This window comes from Sphingomonas sp. H160509 (assembly GCF_024124765.2).
GTDB lineage: Bacteria > Pseudomonadota > Alphaproteobacteria > Sphingomonadales > Sphingomonadaceae > Sphingomonas.
In genome coordinates, this window is the sequence record NZ_JAMXSR020000002.1 from 2,625,978 (window position 1) to 2,646,936 (window position 20,959).

Here is a 20,959-nt window from a genome sequence, read left to right on the forward strand (position 1 = left end):
AAATGACCCCCGCTCCGGGGGGCATGGAGCGAGGGCCGACTCAGCGTTCGTCACGCAGGCGAGAGGTGAGGAAACCATCCGGGCAACAGGGGGAAAAATCCCGAATGCCCCACATCCGCGAGCCACTCTCTGGGAGGCCGAACCTGTCGCTTGCATGAATGACACGAATTTTATGTTATTTTCTTACACCCGTTCGGCGCGGATCGTTCCAGCGGAAGCTGTTGTCGCTGACCGGTTCGCCGAACTTCTGGTTGGTCAGGCGGATCGTCGTGCGGTTGTTCTGGCTGTCGAGCGCGACCCAGCCCTGCAGCATCAGCCCACCCGGCGCGCCGGCGTTGCGGACGAACACCAGCGTGATCCGGCCATATTCGGGGTGCTTCGGATCGTTCGCCTCGACCGACACGATCCGCTGATCGTAGCCGGGGACGAGTTTCGCATAGCGCGTGATGTCGCGAGTCGGATCGAGCAGCACGCCCAGCGGCGAGTTCTTGATCGGCCAGCGCTGCACCTGTTTCACCGAATAATCGATGAAGGTCAGCGCGCCGCCCTCCGCGACGATCAGGATCGGCACGCCCTTCTCATACTGGAAACGCAGCTTGCCGGGCTTCTTCAGCGTCAGCACGCCGGTCAGCACCTTGCCGTTGCGATCCGCCTGCGAAAAATTCGCGGTCATCGTCTCGACCGATTGCAGGTGCTTCTGCACGGCGGCCAGATCACCGGTAGCCTGCGCGGCGATCGGCGCGGGTACGGCGGCAACGGACAAAGCGGCGATCGTCGCGATCACCGCGGGGCGGGTATTGAACATCGAAATCTCCTCAAGGCGCGACCGTTGCCCGCCCGCGCTTGAACCGCCACTGAATTCGGCGGGTTCCGTCAGGGCGCGCGGACTACAGCGTAATCGCGCCCTTCAGGCCGAGCACCGCGACGTCGTTCGCGTCGTGCACGCCGCCGGGGTTGTGGACCCACTGCACGTTCGGGCGCAGTTCCAGCCACTTGGTCGGGTGGACGCTGTAGTAGATCTCCGACGCGTATTCGGCATCCTGCACCGCGGGCCGCGCCGGATCGAGTTCCTGGCCCTTCGCCACGCGTCCGTTCACGTTGGTCCGCGCCACGCCGAAGCCGAGGATGTCGTTCGGCCGCCACGGCACCAGTCCCTTGTAGAACAGCCCGGCGGCAATCTGGTTGTCGGTGGTCGAGGTGGCGCGGTCGGCCTGCGTCGCGTTGAGGAACACGCTGAGCCCGGTGACCGACTTGCCGTCCTTCGAGGTGCCGGTGACCTGTTGTTGGATGTTGAAATACACGCCGTAGCGTGCGCTGCGTCGCAGCGGCTCGAGGCCGGTGATCGCGATCGGCCGGCGGTTCAGGTCGTAGAACACGTCGTCGCCGTTCGAGGTATTGACCCAACCGCCGACCTTGTACGCACCGACTCGGCCGTCGTCGTCGCCGCGCCGCCATTCGGCCTCGACGGGGATCAGCGCGCCGGTCGCGCCGTGGAAATGGCCGATCACGAAGTCGTTATCGAGGTTGCGCGGGTTCACTTCGTAGGCGGCGGTCTTCAATGTCAGGTGATCGTTGACGTCGTATCGCAACCGCGCGCCCCATTGGCTGACCGGCCAGTTCTGCCAGTAATCGCCATTCAGATTCCCCGGCGGCGCACCGCAGAAGCTGAGGTTCTGGAAATAGCACGAGAAGGACGCGAAATCCTCGCCCGGATTGGTGCGGCCGATCTTCAGTTCGAGCTTTTCGCCGAGTTTCTGCTCGTACCAGAATTGCGTGAGGCGGACGGTCTGCCCGCGGCCGTACACTTCCTGCACCTGTTGGAGCACGCCGAGATTGGCGTCCGCACCCAGATCGCGGCCACGGCGGTAGGTGACGGTCGCCTGGAACGCACCGCCCCTGAGGCCGACGACCTTGTCGAGATCGAGGAGCACGCCGACGTCGAACTGACCGGTCTCGCGCAACAGTTTCCGGTCGCCGCCGGAAAAATTATACGCGCTTTCGGAGGCATAGCGCGCGCTGAGCCCAATCCCGCGATCGGCCAATCGTTTGCGGATATCGAACCAGTCGGCGAACAGGCCGGGCGGCGGGGTACGCTGCGTATCGGCGGTCAGCGCGGAGGGCGACAGATCGCTGTCACGGCGCACGCCGGAGCGCGGGCGGTGCTGCGTGTCGGTCGCACTGCTGCCGGGAGTCTGCTTGGCGGTATCCTGCGCGGAGACCTGACCGGGTATTGCGAGCGTCAACGCTGCAGCTGCACAGAACCGCCAAGTTCCCATAACGCCCACCTGTTTTCCGTAACCTGTATCAATCCCGTATACCGGGTATCGGCTGTTCGGAACCCTTGTCCAAAGGTATGTCTTGATGAGACGCGCGCCTTCCGGTTCTGCCGCAAAGGCGGGAGACCTGATTCCAGACAATATCGCGAGTGACTCCTGGACCCCCGCTTTCGCGAGGGAACAGGGGGGGGCGAACGGCCGCGCGGACAGCGCTAGATCGCATGCCCTTCGGTATCGCGGAGCACTTCGCGGCGGCCGACATGATCCGGGCGACCGACGATGCCGTCCTTCTCCATCCGCTCGATCAACCGCGCGGCCGAGTTGTAGCCGATCCGCAACTGGCGCTGGAGCCACGAGGTCGACGCCTTCTGCGACTCGCACACCAGCTGGATCGCCTGGCGATATTGCTGATCCTCCGCCGAATCCTCACCCGTCGGCGAGCCCTCCAACGCGAAGCTCTCCTCCGGGCTCCTCGGTGACGGACGAGATGTAATCCGGCAGCCCCTGCGACCGCCAATGATCCGCCACCAGCCGCACCTCGTCGTCGGTCACGAACGGCCCGTGGACGCGCACGATGCCCTTGCCGCCGGGCATGTAGAGCATGTCGCCCTTGCCGAGCAGCTGCTCTGCGCCCTGCTCGCCGAGGATGGTGCGCGAATCGATCTTCGACGTGACGTGGAAGCTGATCCGCGTCGGCAGATTAGCCTTGATGACGCCGGTGATGACGTCGACCGACGGCCGCTGCGTCGCCATGATCAGATGGATGCCCGCCGCGCGCGCCTTCTGCGCAAGCCGCTGGATCAGGAACTCGACCTCCTTGCCCGCGGTCATCATCAGATCGGCAAGCTCGTCGACGATCACCACGATCTGCGGCAAAACGTCGTATTCGAGCTTCTCCTCCTCGTACATCGGCGCGCCGGTGTCGGGATGATAGCCGGTCTGAACTTTCCGTCCGAGCGGCTGCCCCTTGGCCTTCGCGCCGCGCACCTTGTCGTTGAAGCCGGCGAGGCTGCGGACACCAACGGAGGACATCTGGCGATAGCGATCCTCCATCGTCTCGACCGCCCATTTCAGCGCGCGCACCGCCTTGGCCGGATCGGTCACGACCGGCGACAACAGGTGCGGAATGTCGTCGTACATGCTCAGTTCGAGCATCTTTGGATCGATCATGATCATCCGGCACTGGTTCGGCGTCAGCTTGTACAGCAGCGACAGGATCATGCTGTTCAGCCCGACCGACTTGCCCGAGCCGGTGGTGCCCGCGACCAGCAGATGCGGCATCGGCGCGAGATCGGCGATCACCGAATCGCCCGCGATGTTCTTGCCGAGGATGATCGGCAACTGCGCCGACTGGTCCTCGAACGTCTGGCTGCCTACGAGTTCGTGCAAGCTCACCGCCTCGCGCCGCGCATTCGGCAGCTCGATACCGATGACGTTGCGCCCCGGGATCACAGCCACACGCGCGGAGATCGCGGACATGTTGCGCGCAATATCGTCGGCCAGCGCGATCACGCGGCTCGCCTTGATGCCGGGCGCGGGCTCGAGTTCGTACATCGTCACGACCGGGCCCGGCCGGACCTCGATGATCGATCCCTTGACGTGGAAGTCGTCGAGCACGTTCTCGAGCAGGCGGGCGTTGCGTTCGAGCCCGGCCTTATCGATCACATTGCCCTGGCTCGGCGGCGACGGCGTCAGCAGGTCGAGGCTTGGCAACGTGAAATTATCGCGCAGGTCGAGCGAAGACTGGCGCTCCTTGGGCTTGGCCTGCGACGGCGCGTTCTGGCGGTCCGCGATGACGGGAGCGGGACGCGGGTCGGGCTCGGCGACCGCGCGGGGCTCGACCGGTTTGCGCGTCAACGTCAGCGGCTCGTCGTCGTCCTCGTCGATCTCCGCAAAGCCGTCATAGCCAAGCGCCTCGGTGCGATTGCGGCGGGGAAGGCGCCATTTGCGTTCGCCGAGATCGATCTCGATGCTCTTGCCCCAGACAATCGCGCCGGCGATCGCGGCGACCAGCCCTATCGCGCGTGCGGACCAGAGCTCGGCGACCGGCTGGCCGATAAAGCTCAACGCCCAGTGTACTGCGCTGGAGACCGACAGGCCGATCACGCCGCCCCAGCCGGCGGGGAGCGCCAGCACCGACGTGCCCGACACGAACGCCAGCGCGCTCGCCATCAGCGCGACGCCGATCGCCGCCCCGCGCACCATCCGCAGCCAGTGCCCGAGCGGCGCGTCGCGCCACAGTCGCATCCCGAGAATCGGTCCGATCGGGAGCAACAGCGCGACCGCGGGTCCGAACAGCGTGAGCGCGATATCCGCGAACCATGCACCCGGCGGCCCGACCAGGTTGGCGGGGTCGCCGCCCGACGCGGTGTTCAGCGCGGGGTCGCTCGGGTGATAGCTCGCCAGCGCCAGCGCCATCAGCAGCGTGCCGACGAACAACGCGATCGCTGCGATCAGCGCGCCGCTGCGGACGGCACCCGCCTTCACCGTCTCACGCCACAAGGCTGGCTGCGCGCGGCTGGCCATGACCCGTATTCTCCAGATTCTCTACAATAGAGAAATGCATCGTCCCCGGCAGCGTCAACGTCAAGATAACCGCGCTGCAACACGGGTTAAACCGCGTCGGGAACGTCGTTGGCAGCGACCGGCTGGCGGGATACAGCGGCGCCATGGACACAGATGTAATCATCCTCGGTGGCGGGCTGGTCGGCGCGACGCTCGCCGTGGCGCTCGACGTGCACGGTATCTCGACGATCGTGATCGACCCCGCCGACCCCGCGGTGACGTTGGCGCCTGGTTTCGACGGCCGCGCCTCGGCAGTCGCGAGCGCGAGCCACCGGATGCTCGACGCGATCGGCATCGGCGCGACGCTGGCAGGGCAGGGCTGTGCGATCCGCCAGATCCGGGTGAGCGATGGGCTTGAACCCGGCGCACTCGATTTCGTCCCCGCCGCAGACGATGGCGCGCTCGGCACGATGTACGAGAACAAGCTGCTCCGCCGCACGCTGTTCGACGCCGCGACCGCCGCAGCGCATGTCGATCTTCGCATGCAGACGCGCGCGACGACGGTCGACCGCGCCGAATCGGGCGTCACCGCCACGCTGGACTCAGGTGACGTAATCCGCGCCCCGCTCCTGATCGCCGCGGAGGGCCGCAACTCGCCGACGCGCGAGGCCGCCGGGATCACGATCGCGCGCTGGTCGTACGAGCACACCGCGATCATCGCCGCGTTCCACCACGAGCGGTCTCACGAGGACGTCGCGTACGAGATCTTCTACGCGAGCGGCCCGTTCGCGCTGCTCCCGCTGCCGGATGACGCCGATGGCCATCGCTCGGCGATCGTCTGGACGGTCGACGCGAAGAACGCTCCCGGCATGCTCAAGCTCGGCGACCGCGCGTTCCTCGCCGAAGCGGAAAAGAGCATGGGCGGTTTCCTCGGCAGGCTGTCGATGGCGACGCCGCGGTCGAGCTACCCGCTCGGCTTCCACCACGCCGCGCGCATCACCGACACGCGGCTCGCGCTCGTCGGCGACGCCGGCCACGGCATCCACCCGATCGCTGGCCAAGGCCTCAACCTGGGTTTTCGCGATGTCGCGACGCTCGCCGAAGTCCTGGTCGAGGGGCAAGCGTCTCGGCCTCGACCTCGGCGACGCGGCGCTGCTCGCGCGCTATCAGCGCTGGCGCGGACTCGACACGTTCATGACCGCGGCGGCCACCGACACGCTCACCCGCCTGTTCGGGCTCCCCGGCAAGACCGCCAGCGCCGTCCGCCGTTTCGGCATCAGCGCCGTCAACGCGATCCCACCGCTCAAGGACCGCTTCATGGCCGAAGCACGCGGTGAAAGCGGCGACTTGCCCAAGCTGTTGCAGGGTCTCAAGATCTAAGGCCGGCAATCTGCCTGTCGTGAACGCGCGATAGCAGGAGCAACGCGAGTATGGCGCCGACCAGGCACATCAGCATGTCCCACTGCGTATCCCACGGGTCGCCCTGCGTTCCGAGAAACGCGTCCGCGCCCTGGCCGAGCGCGACGGCGGCGCCGAACTCGATCAGTTCGTACAAGGCGCTGACGGACAGGCAATAGGCGAGGACGGTGATCGTCAGGAGCCGACGCGACGCGATGCTGCCGGTCCGGACGAGGATCTCGCGCAGCACGATCGCGGGCACGAAGCCCTGCATCAGATGGCCGAACCGATCATAGGGATTGCGGGCGAGGTGTAGCCAATCCTGCACCGCGAAACCGATCGGTACGCGCGCATAGGTGTATGCACCGCCCAGCATGAGAACGAGGCCGTGGAGCGCGATCAGCACGAGGGCGAGGGTCGTGAACGCGAAGCTGCGTCGCAGGGCGACCAATATGGGGAAGGCGATGAGGACGGGTGCGATCTCCATCCACCACGTCGCGCGATCGGCTGGCGCCCAGCCGGATGCCAAGAGCCCGATCGACCACAGGATTGCCAATACGCGAAGCCGGTGGTCGGTCGAGGTCATGATGCGCTTTCGCCGAAGGGCAGGGTCCATGCCGACCGTCGAGCGAACGGAACCTGCACGGTCCTGGCAGAGGACCCTCCTAATCGATCAGCCGGTCTTCAGCCACTGACGGAGCAGCGCGGTGACTTCGCCGGGACGCTCCATCGGTGCAAGGTGGCCGCAGGAGCGCAGCATGTGGAACCGCGAGCCCTCGATCCGCGCACTCAGCGCGCGTGGCGTCGCGGGGGTGCAGATCAGGTCGCGGTCGCCGACCGCCACCAGCGTCGGGACGTGGATCGCGGCGATCGCCTCGCTGATGTCCGGACGAGCCAACAGCGCGCGTTGCTGGCGTTCGAAGACGGTCTGGCCGACGCGCTCTGCCATCGCCTGTGCGGGGCCGGCGACGATCGCGGTCAGGCGCGGGTCGGCGTGCGGCGCGGTGGCGAGCAGGCCCTGGCCGACGACGGTGCGCGGGCGCACCTCCATCGACGCGCGCGTGCCGAACAGCGCGATCCGCTCGATACGGTCGGGGGCTTGCCGCACCATCTCCATCGCGACGTAGCCGCCGAGGCTGACGCCCGCGACCGCGAACCGTGGCGGTGCGCTGGCGAGCACGCGTGCGGCCATTTCGGACAGCGTATCGTCCTGCGACAGGTCGCCGAAATCGACTTGTGCGACGGCGGCGAGGTCGACGATCTGGCGCGCCCAGAGCTGCCCGTCGCAGCCCATCGCGGGGAGCAGCATCAACGGTGTACGCGGTCGGACCATGCGAAATCTCCGGTAGCGGCGGGTTGCGGGGATGCTCACCTCAGGCGACGAACGGGAAGGCGAGCGCGATCATGCCGACGATCGTCATCACGACGCAGACGGCGATCGCGGGCACCAGCGTGAAGCGCTGGTGATCGGCGAGGTCGATCCCGACCAGGCTGACCAGCAGGTAGGTCGACGGCACCAGCGGGCTGAGCAGATGGACCGGCTGGCCCATCAGCGACGCGCGCGCGATCGCCTCGGGCGCCACGCCGTAATGCGCGCCGGCCTCCGCGAGGATCGGCAGCATCCCGAAATAGAACGCGTCGTTCGAGATGAAGAAGGTGAATGGCATGCTCAGCACCGCGGTGATCGGCGCCATGTACGGCCCGAGCGCGGGCGGGATCACGCCGACCACCGCCTTGCTCATCGCCTCGACCATGCCGGTGCCACCGAGGATGCCGGTGAAGATGCCCGCCGCGAAGATCAGCGACACCACCGCCAGCACGTTGCCGGCATGCGCGGAAATGCGCTCCTTCTGGTCGGCGACGCCGGGATAATTGACGATCATCGCGATCGCGAACGCCAACATCATCAGCACCGACAAGGGGAGAATGCCCCACACCAGCAACGTCAGCAGCGTGATGACGAGCGCGGCGTTGAACCAGATCAGCTTCGGGCGGCGTGCCTCGGGATATTGCGAGACCGCCATGCCGGTGAACTCGGTGTCCGCGGTGATCCCCGCTTCACCCATCCGCACGCGCTCCTTGCGCCCGAAATACACGGCGAGGCCGATCAGGAAGGCGAGGCCGGCGATCATGCCGGGGATCAGCGGGAGGAACAGTGTCGCGGGATCGAGCTTCAACGCACTCGCCGCACGCGCGGTCGGCCCGCCCCACGGCGTCAGGTTCATGATCCCGCTCGTCGTCATCAACAGGCAGACGAGATACAGCCGGTTCATATTGAAGCGCTTGTAGAGCGGCAGCAGCGCGGCGATCGTGATGATGTAGGTGGTCGAGCCATCGCCATCGAGGCTGACGAGCGCGCACAGCACGACCGTCCCGATCAGGATCCGCATCGGATCGCCGTGGACCATCCGGATCAGCCGTCCGACCAGCGGATCGAACAGGCCGGTGTCGGTCATCGTCGAGAAGAACAGGATCGCGAAGAGCAGCATGACGCCGGTCGGCGCGAGGTTCTTGATGCCGTCGATCATCATCGGGCCGAGACCCGCGGCCTCACCCGCGAACACGCCGAAGATCGACGGAATCACGATGAGCGCGACCAGCGGCGTCATCTTCTTGGTCATGATCAACGTCATGAACGTGGCGACCATCAGGAAGCCGAGCAGGGCAAGGTTCATCGCATCGTCCTAGGAAAGGGCGTGAATAGGGAGATCAGAACGTGACGCCGACGCGCGCGCTGACCGTCTGGCCGCTGTCGTTGCCGACATAGTCGCCGGCGCGGTTGTCGGTGTTCCACTGGATCGCGTTCACCTGGAAGCGGGTGAAGGAGTTGAGGTACCAGTTGACGCCGACGGTCGCCGCCCAGCCGTCGCCGCCGGTCAGCAGATTGTCGAAATCGAGGCTTTCGTAGCGCGCGGTGAGCTCGATCGCGCCGACCCCGCCGTCGAACGTCGGCTTCAGCACCTTGGGCTGGCCGAAGCTGCCGAGCCGCGGGTTGTACGGCGGCAGGTCGCCCGTCAGGAACAGACCGCCCGAGACGCTCCACGCCTTGCTGACGAAATCGGGACGCCCGCCGTCGAGCCGCGCGTTGCGGCGGCCCGCTTCGCCCATCACCCACAACGGCCCGCGATAGCCGCCGAGCTCGACACCGTAGCCGGTCGTGCCGGTGCCGCCGATCAGCGGCCCGGTCGACACGCGCAACGCACCGTTGAAGCGGCCGCCGATTACCGTGTTGCGAGTCAGCGTGCCGGCGACCGACGACAGCGATTCGTCGAAGCCCCACGCGCCGATGTGCAGCACGCCGGTATCGGACTTGATCGGGTTCCAGTGCGCGCGGCCGAGCACCGTGCGGCTGTCGCCGACGGTCTGCGTCCCGTCGATCCGGTCGCCAGTGATCGTCACCGATGCGTGGCCGGTCTTCCAGAAGATGCGCGGCATCACGCCGATGCCGTAGAAGCCGCGCTGCGGGATGATCGCAGTCGCGACCGTGGTGCGTTCGAGGAACGGCGTCGAATCCGAGCCGGTCGAGCCTTCGAAGCCGCGATCGTTGAACAGGTGGCCGGCGCGGACGTCGTAGTCGAGGCCAGGCTTGATCTTGTTGCGCCAGCCGACGAACGCGGTGACGACGTCGACCTCGTTCTCCGAGAAATCGCTCTCGAACTGGTAGAAGAAGTGCGTACCGACGCCGCCTTCGAGGCCGAGGCGGAGTGCTCGCATGCCGGTCGTGGTGATGTTGCGGCCGTCGTACTTCGAGCCGAAGCTCGAGCTGACGTCGGTCAGGATGCGGCCGCGCGGCTTGAACGTGTAGACGCCGTCCGCCGAGTGGAAGACCGGGAGGCCGGCGCCCCATTCGGTGGTCACGCCCGAAGGATTGTCGCGTGCGGCGACCGCCTGCGCGACGCTGCGGTCGGCGGGGCCCGGAGGGGGCGAGTTGCGGCGCGAACGGCACGGTGCGACGCGGCTCGGTGTTCTGTGCGACTGCCTGCGGTGCGATTTGGACGGGCGGCACGGGCGCGGACGCCTGCGCGACGGCGGCGACGTTCTCCAGCCGATCGAGCCGCGACTTCAGCGCGGCGATCTCGGCGGCCTGCGCACGGACCAGCGCGGCGAGTTCGGCGTCGCTCGGAGGCGATGTCGGGACTTGGGCCAGCGCGGGCGTCGCGGCGATCAGCGCGAGTGCGGCGCACCCGGTACGTAAGAGAGTCATTGTTGGGCTCCGGTGGCGAGAATCGCGGTCCAGTCGCGCAGGAAACGCTGGCGCTTGACGCGGTCGAGGTTGACGAGAAGTTGTGGCCCCACGCGGATCGGTCGCGCCTGGCTCGAGGGAAGACGGCGCGCGGCAACATCGGTGCGGACCGGCCACAGGCTGCGCTTGGCGAGCAGCGACTGGCCCTCGCGCGACAGCAGGAAATCGAGGAACAGCTTGGCCGCCGCCGGGTGCGCAGCCTCGCGCGCGATGAACGCGATCCGCGAGGTGACGATCGTATAGTCCTGGAGGAACGCGACGCCGATGCGGGGATCGGTCCGCGCGCGTTCGACCGCGTACGATCCGATGACGTTGTACGCGATCGCCTGCCGCCCCTCGGCGACGCCGCGCAGCATCGGCTCGCTGGTGCGCGACAGCACGGGCTCGGTCGCGGCGATCGCCTCGAGCAACGACCGCGTGTCGCGCGTGATCGCGAGATCCTCCGACAGGTACAGATAGCCGACATTCGAGCGCGCCGGATCGAACGTGGTCACCCGGCCTGTCAGGGCGCGCGCATTCTTCCGCAACCATGTCTCTAGCGCGGCGTGCGTGCGCGGCACCTGAGCGGGCGGCACGAGGTGCTTGTTGTAGACGATCCCGATCGGCTCCGCGGTGACGCCGAAGCCCATGTTCTTCCACACCGACACCGGCGGCAGCGCGGGCTTTTCGGGGCTCGCATAGCCTTGCGCGAAGCCGTCGTTGATCAGCTTCACCTGAAGGTCCATCGCCGACGACCAGACGAGATCGGCGGACATTTTTTCGCGCGCGTCTCGGTGACGAAGCGGCGGTACATCTCGGTCGAGCCGATGTCCGCGTACAGCACGGTAATGCCCGGATAGCGCTTCCGGAATGCTGCAACGACCGGCAGCAGCTCGGCGCGATCGGCATTGCCGTAGATCCGCACCTGCCGCTCGACGCGCGCGTCGGAGATGAGCTGGTCGTAGGAGCGCGGATAGTTGGCAGGGCGCTGCGCCACGACGGCGGTCGCGGTGAAGCTCGTAGCCAGCAGTGCGATCTTCAGAAAAATTCGTGCCATCGTCACTCTCCTCGCCTTCCGTCTCTGTGTTCGGATAGACTGCAACGGTGGAGTACGAACCGAACCTGTCACCAACCTTTCATGGTTTTTCATGCGCATCCTGTTGATCGAGGACGACGCGGCGTTGGCGCGCAGCATCGCGGCGTTGCTGCGCGCGGGCGGTAATGCGGTCGATCACGTCGCGACCGGGGAGGATGCGTTGTCGGTGGTCGCCGGCGAACCCTATGCACTCGTCATCCTCGACGTCGGGCTGCCCGGTATCGACGGGTTCACCGTGCTGGAGACGCTGCGGCGGCGCGGCGAGCGCGTGCCGGTGCTGATGCTGACCGCGCGCGATGCGCTCGACGACCGGGTGCGCGGGCTCGACCTCGGCGCTGACGATTATCTGCGGAAGCCGTTCGACCCCGAAGAACTGGAGGCGCGTGTCCGGGCGCTGGGGCGGCGGCGGGGCGGCGATCCGCTCCCGGTACTCAGCGTTGGTACGCTGACGATCAACCGCTCGACCGGTGACGCGGACATCGCCGGTCGTGCGCTTGATCTGCGTCGGCGGGAGCGGGCGGTTCTGGAGGCGCTCGCCACCCGAGCCGGCCGAGTCGTCCCCCCCGCGCGCTGCTGATCGGCGAGGTGTTCGGGTTCGACGAGCCGGTCGGCGACAACGCGATCGAGGTCCATGTCACGCGGCTGCGGGGAAAACTTGCGCCCGACGGGCCCGGTATCCGCACCGTCCGCGGGGTCGGCTATATGCTCGATGCCGGCTGAGACCGTAGTTATCGATCGGGGCACGCCCGCACTACGCACGCGCCTGCTGGTCGCGGTGCTCGGGCCGTTGCTGGCGGCGGCGATCCTGATCGGCGTGGTTGGTGCGACGCTGATCGCCGACGTCGTCCGTCGCACCAACGACCGTGTGCTCGGTGGCGCGCTCGGCGCGATCGCCGAGACGGTGCAGGTCGAACGCGGTGAGGTGACGCTCGACCTGCCGTCCGCCGCGTTCGGGATGCTGGAGAATACCGAACGCGACAACGTCTATTACCGCGTTGCCGTCGGGCCGGACCTGCTGACCGGCTATGCGGATTTGCCCGCGCCCGATCCCGCGACGCTCGACATAGACGTGCCGCGCTATCGCTTCGCGCGCTACCGCGGGCAGCAGATCCGCATCGCCGAAGTCCGCCGCTCGCTCCCCCGGATCGACAAGGCCCGTGATCGTCCAGATCGCCGAGACGCTCGACAATCGCGGTGCGCTCACACGCCGGCTGATGCTCGCGCTGCTGATCGGCGAATGCGTCCTCGTGGGCGCGGCGGCACTGCTCATCCGGCCTGCGTTAGGCTGGAGCCTCCGCCCGCTCGCCCGCCTCCGCGGTGCCGTCGAAGCACGTGATGGACGCGCTCGCCCCGATTTCTCGCCGCTCGACACAGGTCCGCTTCCCAGCGAACTTCGCCCGCTGGCCGGTGCGTTCGACCGCCTGCTGGCGCAGCTCGACACAGCCACCGTCGGCGTCCGCCGCTTCACCGCAGATGCCTCGCACCAGATGCGCACGCCGTTGTCGGTGCTGAAGGTCCAGGTCGCACTCGCCCGCCGCGGCTCGGGTCCCGAACGCAGCGTCGCGCTCGACGAGATCGCCGACGCGGTGGTGCGCCTCGAACGCCTGGTGACGCAGTTGCTGGCGTTGGCGCGCGCCGAGGAGGCAGGGGTGTCCGCGCCACTCGAGGCGGTCGACCTGCGCGAAGTGGCGGTGGCGGTCATCACGCGACAGATCAACCGCGCGATCGAAGCCGGCATCGACCTGACGATCGAGGGCGACTCGGAGGTCAGCCACGTCGTTCCCGGCCACCGCACGCTGATCTTCGAGATCGTGTCGAACCTGATCGACAACGGCATACGCTACAACCGGCGCGGCGGCACCGTGTCGGTGAGGCTCCAGACGACGCCGTTGGAGACGACGATCGCGGTGGTCGACGATGGGCCGGGGATACCGATCGACCAGCGCGAGATGGCGTTCGACCGGTTCGTCCGGCTCGGCGCACCCGGGAGTCCGGAGGGAAGCGGCCTCGGCCTGGCGATCGTGCGGTCGGCGGCGACTCGCCTCAACGCGACCGTGGCGTTCGGCGAGGTGACCAGCGGCACGAGCGTGATCCTGCGGTTCTTTCACGCGAACGAGTAACCTGCATCAACGCGGCCCCACACGTGGGCAGCGGCGGTGCCTTTTCGTTAAGGTGTTCGTGTCACTCGGGAAAAAACGACCGAGCGACCATGCTACCCACTCTCTTCAATCTCCATTTCCAGCACTCCGGCTATCTGGTCGTCGTCGCGATCGGCATCTGCCTGACCGCAAGCTGGTCGGTGTCGCTGCTGACCACCGACATGGCCAACGCCCCGCAGCGCGAGCCGTTCGGCTGGCGGCATGGTGCGCTCGCGCTGGCCGCCGGGCTTGGGGTGTGGGCGACGCACTTCATCGCCATCCTCGCATACCGGCCCGACCTGCTGCTTCGCTACGACCCGTTGGTGACGACGGTGTCGGCGCTGGTCGGGATCCTGACCGTCGGCGTGCCGATCGTCGCGATTACGCGGTTGCGATCGCACAAGGGGCGGATCGTCGCCGCGGGTGCGGCGGGGGCGGGGATCTGGTGCATGCACGCGGTCGGCATCACCGGCATGACCGACTGCATCCACGTCTTTTCGTGGCCAACGAATGTCGCCGGGCTGGTGATGGGGACGCTGCTGCTGTCGTCGTGGCAGATCAACCGTGGCTGGTCGCGCTCGCGGCCGATCGGGTGCCTAGTGTTCGCGCTGTCGATCTGCGTCACGCATTTCCTGTCGCTGTCGGGCGACCTCGTCCTCGGCAGCATCAACGACGTGCCCGGCAGCGTGTTGTCGCCGGGGCTGGTCGCGGCCTGCATGACCTTCGCAGTGTCGGTCACGTGCCTCGGCAGCCTGCTGACCTTCGCGCGCTTCAAGACGACGCGCGAGGAAGAGGCGCAGACGCTGAAGTCGGTGATGGAGAGCATGTCCGACGGGCTGGTGTTCATCGACCGCGAAGGCCGCCTGCGTCATTTCAACCGGCGCTTCCTCGACCTGTTCAACACGCCGGTCGACGCGATCGGCCCGGGGCTGACGATCGACCAGTTCCTCGACGTCATCGCGACATGCCGCGGCTGGGCGTCAGAGAAGCGTGCGCTGGTCGGGGGCGCGATGAAGCAGTGGGTGCAGCTCGACGACGACTTCGACCGCGAGTGCGAGATGGAGGATGGCCGCACCTATCAGATGCAGTGCCGGTCGATCCCGCGACAGGGCATCGTGCTGACGTTCAACGACGTCAGCGCCGAACGCCGTGCGCTCGATAACCTCACGCATCTCGCCTATCATGACCCGCTGACCGGACTGCGCAACCGCCGCGCGCTGCGCGAGGAGAAAGAGGCGCGGATCGGTCTCGGCAAGCCGTTCTCGCTGCTGTTGATCGATCTCGACGATTTCAAGCGGATCAACGATGCGTATGGCCATGCGGTCGGCGATACGCTGCTGATCCATGTCGCGGCCGAGCTGACGAGCCTGTTGCCCGACGACAGCTTCGTCGCGCGGATGGGCGGCGACGAGATCGCGATCATCGCCACGCAGCTCGGCGATGCGGCGACCGCGCTGGCCGACACGATCGTCGTCCGGCTGAGCGCGCCGGTGATCATCGACGAACGCCGGTTGCTGCCCGGATGCAGCATCGGCATCGCGGGGTTCGCCAACGACCTGACCCCCGACGAACTGATGAAGCGCGCCGACATGGCGCTGTACGAGGCGAAGCGACGCGGGCGCCGGCGTGCGCAACCCTATGTCTCGGGCCTTGCCGAGCGCCTGGTCGAACGGCAGCACATTACCGACGACCTGTACGAGGCGGTGCAGAATGGCGGTTTCTCGCTCGCGTTCCAGCCGGTGGTGGCGCTGTCGTCGGGCATCACGACGGGATACGAGGCGCTGATCCGCTGGAACCACCCGACGCGCGGCTGGATCTCGCCCGATACCTTCATCCCGATAGCCGAGGATTGCGGCCTGATCGAGGAAATCGGGCGGTGGGTGATCATGGAAGCGTGCCGCCAGCTGGCGGGCTGGTCGTCGCACCTCCACGTCGCGATCAACGTGTCGGCGGGGCAGCTGAAGTCGGACGCGCTGCTGCACCACCTGACGCAGGCGATCCTGGTCCACGGTGTCGCGGCGGAGCGAGTCGAGGTCGAGATCACCGAGACTGCGCTGATCGACGATGCCGCGCGCACGGCGGCGATGCTGGCGCGGATCCGCCGGACCGGGATCAAGGTCGCGCTCGACGATTTCGGCACCGGCCAGTCGTCGCTCGCGCATCTTCGCGATTTCCAGTTCGACCGGATCAAGATCGACCGGAGCTTCGTGATCGAGGCGGGCTCCGACGCGCGGTGCATGGCGGTGCTGCGCGCGACCGTCGCGATCGGCCAGGAACTCGGCGTCCTGACGCATGCGGAGGGGGTCGAGACACGCGAACAGCTCGAACTGCTGCGCTCGATCGGGTGCGACGCGGTGCAGGGCTATCTGGTCGGGCGACCGGTCGTGCCGTTCACCGATGCGGTCGACACCCTCGTGCCAGCGGCGGTGGGCATGGGTTCGAGCCCGATCGGTGGAGAGTCGGCCGCCGTCGCACGGATCGCCGCCTGACGGCTTATCGGCAGATGCGCAGCGCGATCGCGTCGTTCGTGCGTTCTCCCGCCACGCACCCCGGCGGTGGAAATGCTTCGGCGCAATGACGGTATGCTATTGTCGACGCGCGAGACTTTAGGTAGCAAATACTTGCTTGGAACAGAGTAAGAACCAGACGTCCTTGCGGGACGAGGATGCCGATCATACGCTGATCCTGGCGGCATTCGGCCGTTCGCTCGACGCGGCGGATCCTTTCGTGGTCGGGTTCAACGAAGCGATCCTGCCTATGGCGATCAGCGATCCGACGCTTCCCGACAACCCGATCATTCACGTGAACGCGGCGTTCGAGCGTCTGACCGGCTATGCCCGCGACGAGGTGGTCGGGCGGAATTGTCGGTTCCTGCAAGGGCCGGAGACGTATCCCGAGGACGTGTCGCGGCTGCGGGATGCGATCGGCCGGTCCGAGCGGCTCGAGATCGACCTGCTCAACCACCGCAAGGACGGGACGCCGTTCTGGAACCGGTTGCTGGTCGCGCCGGTATTCGATCGCAGCCGGCATCTGCGCTATTACGTCGCGTCCCAGCACGACGTGACGCTCGAACGCGAGACGCTCGCGCTGCTGGAGGCCGAGCAGCGCGAGCTCGAGGCGTCTGCAGCGGAGACGCAGGTTCGGCTCGCCGACAGCGCCGCGCGGCTGCAATTCGCGTTGAAGGCGGGGCGGCTGGGCGCGTGGACCTTCGATCCCGCCAGCCAGCATCTCGACGCGTCGGATGGCTGCAAGATCGTCTTCGGCTATGATCCGGGCGCGGCGTTCGGTTATCCCGAGTTCCTCGAAACGATCCATCCGGAGGATCGCGCGCGTGTCGTCGAGGCGATCCAGGAGACGATCGCGACGGGATGCGACTATGACATAGAATACCGCATCGTGACGCCAACGGCCGAAGTCCGCTGGGTTGCGATCCGCGGCGAATTGCTGACGCGCGCGGATGGCACGGCGCTGTCGATGACCGGCTTCTCGACCGACATCACCGAGCGCAAGCGGACCGAGGAACACCGCGCGCCCTGCTGGCGGGGGAATTGACGCACCGGGTCAAGAACACGCTCGCGACGGTCAGCGCGATCGTCAACCAGACGTTGCGCGATGCAGCCTCGATGTCCGAGGCGCGCGACACGATCGGTGCGCGGATCGGATCGTTGGCGGTCGCGCACGACCTGTTGCTGCGCGACGAGGTCGAGGGTGCGACGATCGCGGATATCGTGACCGGGGTGATGGCGCCGTTTGACGATGGCGGCGGTCGCCTGTTCTCGGTCGAGGGGCCGCATGTCCGGCTCGAGCCGCGCGTGACGCTCGCCTTGTCGATGGCGCTTCACGAACTGGCGACCAACGCCGCCAAATATGGCGCGCTCCACGTCGCGGGCGGGCATGTCACGATTTCATGGAGCGTCGGCATCGGCGAGGGCGGACGAAGGCTGGCCTTCATGTGGGAGGAGACCGGTGGCCCGGTGGTCACCACGCCAACGCGCACCGGCTTCGGATCGCGGATGATCGAACGGGTGCTGGCGCAGCACATGCGCGGCACCGCCCGGATCGAGTATCGCGACACCGGCGTCGTCTTCACGATCGACGCGCCGCTTTAGGCTCGCTCGCGTCGATGCCGAAACCGCCCCCCGCTGACGACTCCCGACGGACGCTATATCGTGGTGCGCGGACGGCTGTGGCGTACCGCGAACCCCGGCCTAGACGAAGACGAACGCGTGCGACTGGTTGCGGCGTTGATGGACGGTCGGCGAGGCGTGGCCGCGGCGAAGCGGGAGGGCGATAGCGAAGCGGAGGCGGCTGCGCGGGCCGCGGTCGATGCGGCGAAGCACGGTCTGGGCGAGCGCGGGCCGGTATGGTGGACCGATGGTGCGCCCGATCTCAACCGGCACATGGCGCGCACGACGCCCTATGCGGACTGGTTTGCGACGATGGACAACGGTGAGAGTACACCAAAACAAAGTTAAGTGATTTAACTTAATCTATGTGAAGACTGGGCCCGACTGGCATCCGGCGCGTTGAGGGACCCTGAGTTTACCGGGAAACCCAAATGTGCCACGTACTTGTGATCGAAGACGACTGGCTGATCGCGGACCATATCATCAGCCTGATTCAGCAAGCCGGCGCGACATCCTATGATCAGGCGGATTGCGAGACCGACGCGGTCGTAGCCGCAGGGGCGCACATCCCGGACATGATCGTTTCCGACGTCCGACTTCGCGAGGGAACCGGGCCGCTGGCGGTACAAAGGATCATGGCCGCGCACGGCAACATACCCGTCATGTTCATCACCGGAACGCCCGAAGCCTGCGTGCCGTGCGATGCGCCCGCCGAAGTGCTCAACAAGCCGATCATGGAGGCCGTGGTCCTGGAAACGTTCCGAAGACTCGCCCCGCATTGATGAGTAGGAGGTACGGCGTGGTTAGCGCCGTACCTCGATTGGCTTTCAACCCTGGATATCGCTCGCGTCGAATTCCTTGAACGCGGCCTTCACCTCGGCGGCGCGGGCATCGTCCGCGATGTCGACGGAGACGACGATCTTGCCTTCAAGGGCGGCATCGTCGCGTGATTCCGGCGTCGGGTCCTTGCCTTCGGTATCCGAACCGGCCTTCTCGTCGCCGACGCTGTTGTCTGCGCCGTCGGTGGTGATGAAGATGTCGGTCCGCTCGATGCCCTGCTCCTGGACCAGGCGCTCGACGGTCATCTCGGCTTCGCGGCGGGTATCGAACTTTGCCTTGAGGGTGGTGGACATTGGTCGCTCCTAGTTGCGGGTCAAAAGGTCAGGCGGGACACAGATCGGGCGATGCGGCGTGTGCGCGATCGCTAGCGTCGATGTCCGCGAGGTGATCGAGGAAATTGGTCAGTTCGGTGCGGCGGCGCGCTTCGCCGGCGAACTCGCGGTCGACGCCGAGCGCCCATAGCAGCGAGCAGCGATCGGGATCGTGGTGGAGCGCATCGAGCTGGTCCGCGCGGTGCTCGACGTCGCCGGTCGTCTCCGCCAGGCCGGCTTCGACGATGTCCTCGGCCTGGCGACGCAACGCGACTGCAATCTCGCCGAGCGCGAGTTCGGGATGATATTGCACGCCCCAGAAAATCCCGCCGTCGTGACGGATCTCGGCGGCCTGGATCGTCGTGACGGCGTTGCTCGCGAGCAGGGTCGCGTTGGCGGGAAGCGTCTCGACTTCGTCGCCGTGGATCGCAGGGGCGTCCCAGCTCGCCGCACGGCCGGCGAGCAGCGGATGATCGCGGCCGGCGTCGGTCGGCGTGATGCGGCGGGCGATCCCGGCCTCCATCCGCTGCGGCATCTTGCGCACTTTCCCACCGGCGGCGGCGACCGCGAGCTGCAGCCCGGCGCAGGATCCGAATGACGGCGTGCCCGATGCGAATACCGATCGCATGAAGGTCAGCTGGCGTCGGACCTCCGGGCTGTCGTCATAGACGTGGAGCGGCGATCCGGTGATGAACACCGCGTCGAACAGTCCCAGCGCGTTGGCCTCATAGACCTGCGCATCGTCGTCGGCGGGTGCCACGATCGTGATCTCGGCATCGGGACGGAGCTGACGAAGCGTCGACGCATAGGTTTCGCCCGAGCTTTTGCCGGCGTGGCGACGACGCGCCTCGCGCTCGTCCGCGGTCTCGCTTTCGGCAACCAGAAAATGCGGCAAACCCGGTCCTCTCACGTCTCGGTTCGAGCGACCTCAACGCGCTGGCACGCGTTTCGTCCGCCGCCGCCGCAAATTTTGCGCGCTCACATCTCCAGCGCGCGCTCGTAACCGGTGAGTTCGAGATAGCCGCGACCGCCGCGGGTGCGGACCGCGCCCCTCCCAATAGACCGGCAGACCGCTGCGGCGGGCGTCGAGCTCCTGCGCGGCGAACATCGGTACGAGGCGCCAGCGCTGGATGTCGCCGGCTATGCGCACGCTCAGTTCCTGCGAGACCGGGTAGAGCGCGCCGGTCGCCTTGCTCCGCCATGTCGCGAGCGGGCGGAAGGCGACGTCGCCCGGGCCGAACACCGTCATGCTGCCGTCGGCGCGACGGAGCGAGCCGCCCGTCCAGACCGTGCCGCCGCTCTTGCGCCGAATGCGGAACGCCATCAGCGCGGAGCCGTCGTCGAAATTGAGCCCGGTCCAGTCCCAGCCTTGCGCGGCGGGGGCGAGGTAGTTGGACGACCATTCGCGGTCCAGCCACGCCTCGCCAGTTACTGCGACCGTTCCGCCGCCTTTGCGGACGCGGCCGGTCACGCGGAGATGCGGCACCGAGTAATAATAGCTGGCCTCCTCGGGGCGTGGTCCCTTGCGGCTATAGCCTCCGATCCCCTGCGGCAGGGGAGGCTGGGTTGGCTGAAAATCGAGCGCGAGGCCGAAGCCGTCCGCGTTTACGCGCGTCGTCCAGCGGCCATTCCTCGCGCGGCGCAACCGCCAGTCGCGGATCGCGACGTCGGCATCGCCGGTACGGGCCTGCGCCAGACCGAAGCCTTCGCGTGCCGCCTGCTCGCCGTGGAGCAGCTTGCCGGTGGTCGGATCGGACAGCGCGGCGTGCGCGAACAGGACCTGGCGTGCGGCGAACCGGCTGGGGTTGCGCGGATCGACCGGCGGGCGGGTGCGGAAGAACGTCACCTGGAAACCGAGATCCTTGCCATCCTCGGTCCGCAGCCAGCCGGTGACGTACCACCATTCGGTGCGAAACGCCGGGTGCGCGCCGTGATCCGCGGGGAAACGGAGTGTGATGCCCGGCCGCACGACCGGATAAGGGGGCGGGCGGCGTGGCGGCTGGCGCGGCGACACCGATCGCGGCGATCCAGCCGAGCAGGGCCCAA

General features: G+C 67.2%; 18 protein-coding genes and 3 pseudogenes. 9 read left to right on the forward strand and 12 right to left on the reverse strand.

The features are described 5' to 3' along the window. Nucleotides 1-175 precede the first annotated feature (175 nt). The 3 genes and pseudogenes from NHF48_RS14635 to NHF48_RS14645 form a co-directional block, all read right to left on the reverse strand. A complete protein-coding gene (locus tag NHF48_RS14635) occupies nucleotides 176-805 on the reverse strand; it encodes a LolA family protein (protein ID WP_253071503.1) in 630 nt (209 codons plus the stop codon). A gap of 82 nt (nucleotides 806-887) precedes the next feature. Beyond that, nucleotides 888-2,243 carry a carbohydrate porin gene (locus NHF48_RS14640; RefSeq protein WP_253071504.1) on the reverse strand — a complete coding sequence of 452 codons (1,356 nt, stop codon included), beginning with the start codon at nucleotides 2,241-2,243 and terminating at the stop codon, nucleotides 888-890. A 245-nt stretch (nucleotides 2,244-2,488) separates the two neighbouring features. After that, nucleotides 2,489-4,802: pseudogene (locus tag NHF48_RS14645) on the reverse strand (DNA translocase FtsK). A gap of 143 nt (nucleotides 4,803-4,945) precedes the next feature. Here NHF48_RS14645 and NHF48_RS14650 point away from each other — a divergent pair. Then, nucleotides 4,946-6,118, forward strand: a complete 1,173-nt coding sequence (locus tag NHF48_RS14650; RefSeq protein ID WP_253071505.1) for an FAD-dependent monooxygenase — start codon at nucleotides 4,946-4,948, stop codon at nucleotides 6,116-6,118. 32 nt (nucleotides 6,119-6,150) lie between these two features. Here the strand turns inward: NHF48_RS14650 and NHF48_RS14655 are convergent, their stop codons facing one another. The 6 genes and pseudogenes from NHF48_RS14655 to NHF48_RS14680 form a co-directional block, all read right to left on the reverse strand. Beyond that, nucleotides 6,151-6,765 carry a DUF2238 domain-containing protein gene (locus NHF48_RS14655; protein ID WP_253071506.1) on the reverse strand — a complete coding sequence of 205 codons (615 nt, stop codon included), beginning with the start codon at nucleotides 6,763-6,765 and terminating at the stop codon, nucleotides 6,151-6,153. Between the two features lie 87 nt (nucleotides 6,766-6,852). Further along, complete coding sequence (locus NHF48_RS14660; protein ID WP_253071507.1) at nucleotides 6,853-7,512, reverse strand: alpha/beta fold hydrolase; 660 nt, start codon at nucleotides 7,510-7,512, stop codon at nucleotides 6,853-6,855. Nucleotides 7,513-7,552: 40 nt separating this feature from the next. Next, nucleotides 7,553-8,854: a CitMHS family transporter gene (locus NHF48_RS14665; RefSeq protein WP_056064457.1), complete on the reverse strand. Its 1,302-nt coding sequence runs from the start codon at nucleotides 8,852-8,854 to the stop codon at nucleotides 7,553-7,555. A 34-nt stretch (nucleotides 8,855-8,888) separates the two neighbouring features. Further along, nucleotides 8,889-10,383 (reverse strand): annotated as a pseudogene (locus NHF48_RS14670) (porin). Next, nucleotides 10,380-11,177 (reverse strand): ABC transporter substrate-binding protein, encoded by a 798-nt coding sequence (locus NHF48_RS14675; protein ID WP_253071508.1) that lies wholly within the window; start codon nucleotides 11,175-11,177, stop codon nucleotides 10,380-10,382. Before NHF48_RS14675 ends, NHF48_RS14670 begins: the two are co-directional and overlap by 4 nt. Next, nucleotides 11,132-11,458, reverse strand: coding sequence for a hypothetical protein (locus NHF48_RS14680; RefSeq protein ID WP_253071509.1), 327 nt, complete (start codon nucleotides 11,456-11,458; stop codon nucleotides 11,132-11,134). The genes NHF48_RS14675 and NHF48_RS14680 overlap by 46 nt, the downstream gene beginning before the upstream one ends. A gap of 91 nt (nucleotides 11,459-11,549) precedes the next feature. On the opposite strand from NHF48_RS14680, the pseudogene NHF48_RS14685 reads away from it, so the two are divergent. The 8 genes and pseudogenes from NHF48_RS14685 (at nucleotide 11,550) to NHF48_RS14715 (ending at nucleotide 18,544) form a co-directional block, all read left to right on the forward strand. After that, a pseudogene (locus NHF48_RS14685) lies at nucleotides 11,550-12,217 on the forward strand (response regulator transcription factor). Continuing rightward, entirely contained in the window at nucleotides 12,207-12,833 is a 627-nt protein-coding gene (locus tag NHF48_RS25225; protein ID WP_342454663.1) for a sensor histidine kinase N-terminal domain-containing protein, read from the forward strand. Before NHF48_RS14685 ends, NHF48_RS25225 begins: the two are co-directional and overlap by 11 nt. 151 nt (nucleotides 12,834-12,984) lie before the next feature. Further along, nucleotides 12,985-13,617 carry a sensor histidine kinase gene (locus NHF48_RS25230; RefSeq protein WP_342454753.1) on the forward strand — a complete coding sequence of 211 codons (633 nt, stop codon included), beginning with the start codon at nucleotides 12,985-12,987 and terminating at the stop codon, nucleotides 13,615-13,617. An 89-nt stretch (nucleotides 13,618-13,706) separates the two neighbouring features. Next, on the forward strand, nucleotides 13,707-16,124 hold the full coding sequence (locus NHF48_RS14695) for a bifunctional diguanylate cyclase/phosphodiesterase (protein WP_253071510.1): 2,418 nt from the start codon (nucleotides 13,707-13,709) through the stop codon (nucleotides 16,122-16,124). Between the two features lie 136 nt (nucleotides 16,125-16,260). Beyond that, complete coding sequence (locus NHF48_RS14700) at nucleotides 16,261-17,187, forward strand: PAS domain-containing protein (RefSeq protein WP_253071511.1); 927 nt, start codon at nucleotides 16,261-16,263, stop codon at nucleotides 17,185-17,187. After that, nucleotides 17,184-17,744 carry a sensor histidine kinase gene (locus NHF48_RS14705; protein ID WP_253071512.1) on the forward strand — a complete coding sequence of 187 codons (561 nt, stop codon included), beginning with the start codon at nucleotides 17,184-17,186 and terminating at the stop codon, nucleotides 17,742-17,744. The genes NHF48_RS14700 and NHF48_RS14705 overlap by 4 nt, the downstream gene beginning before the upstream one ends. A gap of 60 nt (nucleotides 17,745-17,804) precedes the next feature. After that, nucleotides 17,805-18,110, forward strand: coding sequence for a hypothetical protein (locus NHF48_RS14710; RefSeq protein ID WP_446741162.1), 306 nt, complete (start codon nucleotides 17,805-17,807; stop codon nucleotides 18,108-18,110). A gap of 83 nt (nucleotides 18,111-18,193) precedes the next feature. Beyond that, a complete protein-coding gene (locus NHF48_RS14715; protein WP_253071514.1) occupies nucleotides 18,194-18,544 on the forward strand; it encodes a response regulator in 351 nt (116 codons plus the stop codon). A 45-nt stretch (nucleotides 18,545-18,589) separates the two neighbouring features. Here the strand turns inward: NHF48_RS14715 and NHF48_RS14720 are convergent, their stop codons facing one another. From NHF48_RS14720 to NHF48_RS14730, 3 genes are read right to left on the reverse strand one after another with little or no spacing between them, the layout of a single operon-like run. Continuing rightward, complete coding sequence (locus tag NHF48_RS14720; RefSeq protein WP_136188897.1) at nucleotides 18,590-18,895, reverse strand: hypothetical protein; 306 nt, start codon at nucleotides 18,893-18,895, stop codon at nucleotides 18,590-18,592. Nucleotides 18,896-18,923: 28 nt separating this feature from the next. After that, complete coding sequence (locus NHF48_RS14725; RefSeq protein WP_253071515.1) at nucleotides 18,924-19,808, reverse strand: type 1 glutamine amidotransferase; 885 nt, start codon at nucleotides 19,806-19,808, stop codon at nucleotides 18,924-18,926. 33 nt (nucleotides 19,809-19,841) lie between these two features. Further along, nucleotides 19,842-20,882 carry a lipocalin-like domain-containing protein gene (locus tag NHF48_RS14730; RefSeq protein WP_263816900.1) on the reverse strand — a complete coding sequence of 347 codons (1,041 nt, stop codon included), beginning with the start codon at nucleotides 20,880-20,882 and terminating at the stop codon, nucleotides 19,842-19,844. Nucleotides 20,883-20,959: the final 77 nt, after the last annotated feature.

What these genes read in the sequence shown, in the direction of transcription:
- NHF48_RS14635 (WP_253071503.1), bottom strand. Translation starts at nt 805, where the DNA reads ATGTTCAATACCCGCCCCGCGGTGATCGCGACGATCGCCGCTTTGTCC.
- NHF48_RS14650 (WP_253071505.1), top strand. Translation starts at nt 4,946, where the DNA reads ATGGACACAGATGTAATCATCCTCGGTGGCGGGCTGGTCGGCGCGACG.
- NHF48_RS14655 (WP_253071506.1), bottom strand. Translation starts at nt 6,765, where the DNA reads ATGACCTCGACCGACCACCGGCTTCGCGTATTGGCAATCCTGTGGTCG.
- NHF48_RS14660 (WP_253071507.1), bottom strand. Translation starts at nt 7,512, where the DNA reads ATGGTCCGACCGCGTACACCGTTGATGCTGCTCCCCGCGATGGGCTGC.
- NHF48_RS14665 (WP_056064457.1), bottom strand. Translation starts at nt 8,854, where the DNA reads ATGAACCTTGCCCTGCTCGGCTTCCTGATGGTCGCCACGTTCATGACG.
- NHF48_RS14675 (WP_253071508.1), bottom strand. Translation starts at nt 11,177, where the DNA reads ATGTCCGCCGATCTCGTCTGGTCGTCGGCGATGGACCTTCAGGTGAAG.
- NHF48_RS14680 (WP_253071509.1), bottom strand. Translation starts at nt 11,458, where the DNA reads ATGGCACGAATTTTTCTGAAGATCGCACTGCTGGCTACGAGCTTCACC.
- NHF48_RS25225 (WP_342454663.1), top strand. Translation starts at nt 12,207, where the DNA reads ATGCCGGCTGAGACCGTAGTTATCGATCGGGGCACGCCCGCACTACGC.
- NHF48_RS25230 (WP_342454753.1), top strand. Translation starts at nt 12,985, where the DNA reads ATGCGCACGCCGTTGTCGGTGCTGAAGGTCCAGGTCGCACTCGCCCGC.
- NHF48_RS14695 (WP_253071510.1), top strand. Translation starts at nt 13,707, where the DNA reads ATGCTACCCACTCTCTTCAATCTCCATTTCCAGCACTCCGGCTATCTG.
- NHF48_RS14715 (WP_253071514.1), top strand. Translation starts at nt 18,194, where the DNA reads ATGTGCCACGTACTTGTGATCGAAGACGACTGGCTGATCGCGGACCAT.
- NHF48_RS14720 (WP_136188897.1), bottom strand. Translation starts at nt 18,895, where the DNA reads ATGTCCACCACCCTCAAGGCAAAGTTCGATACCCGCCGCGAAGCCGAG.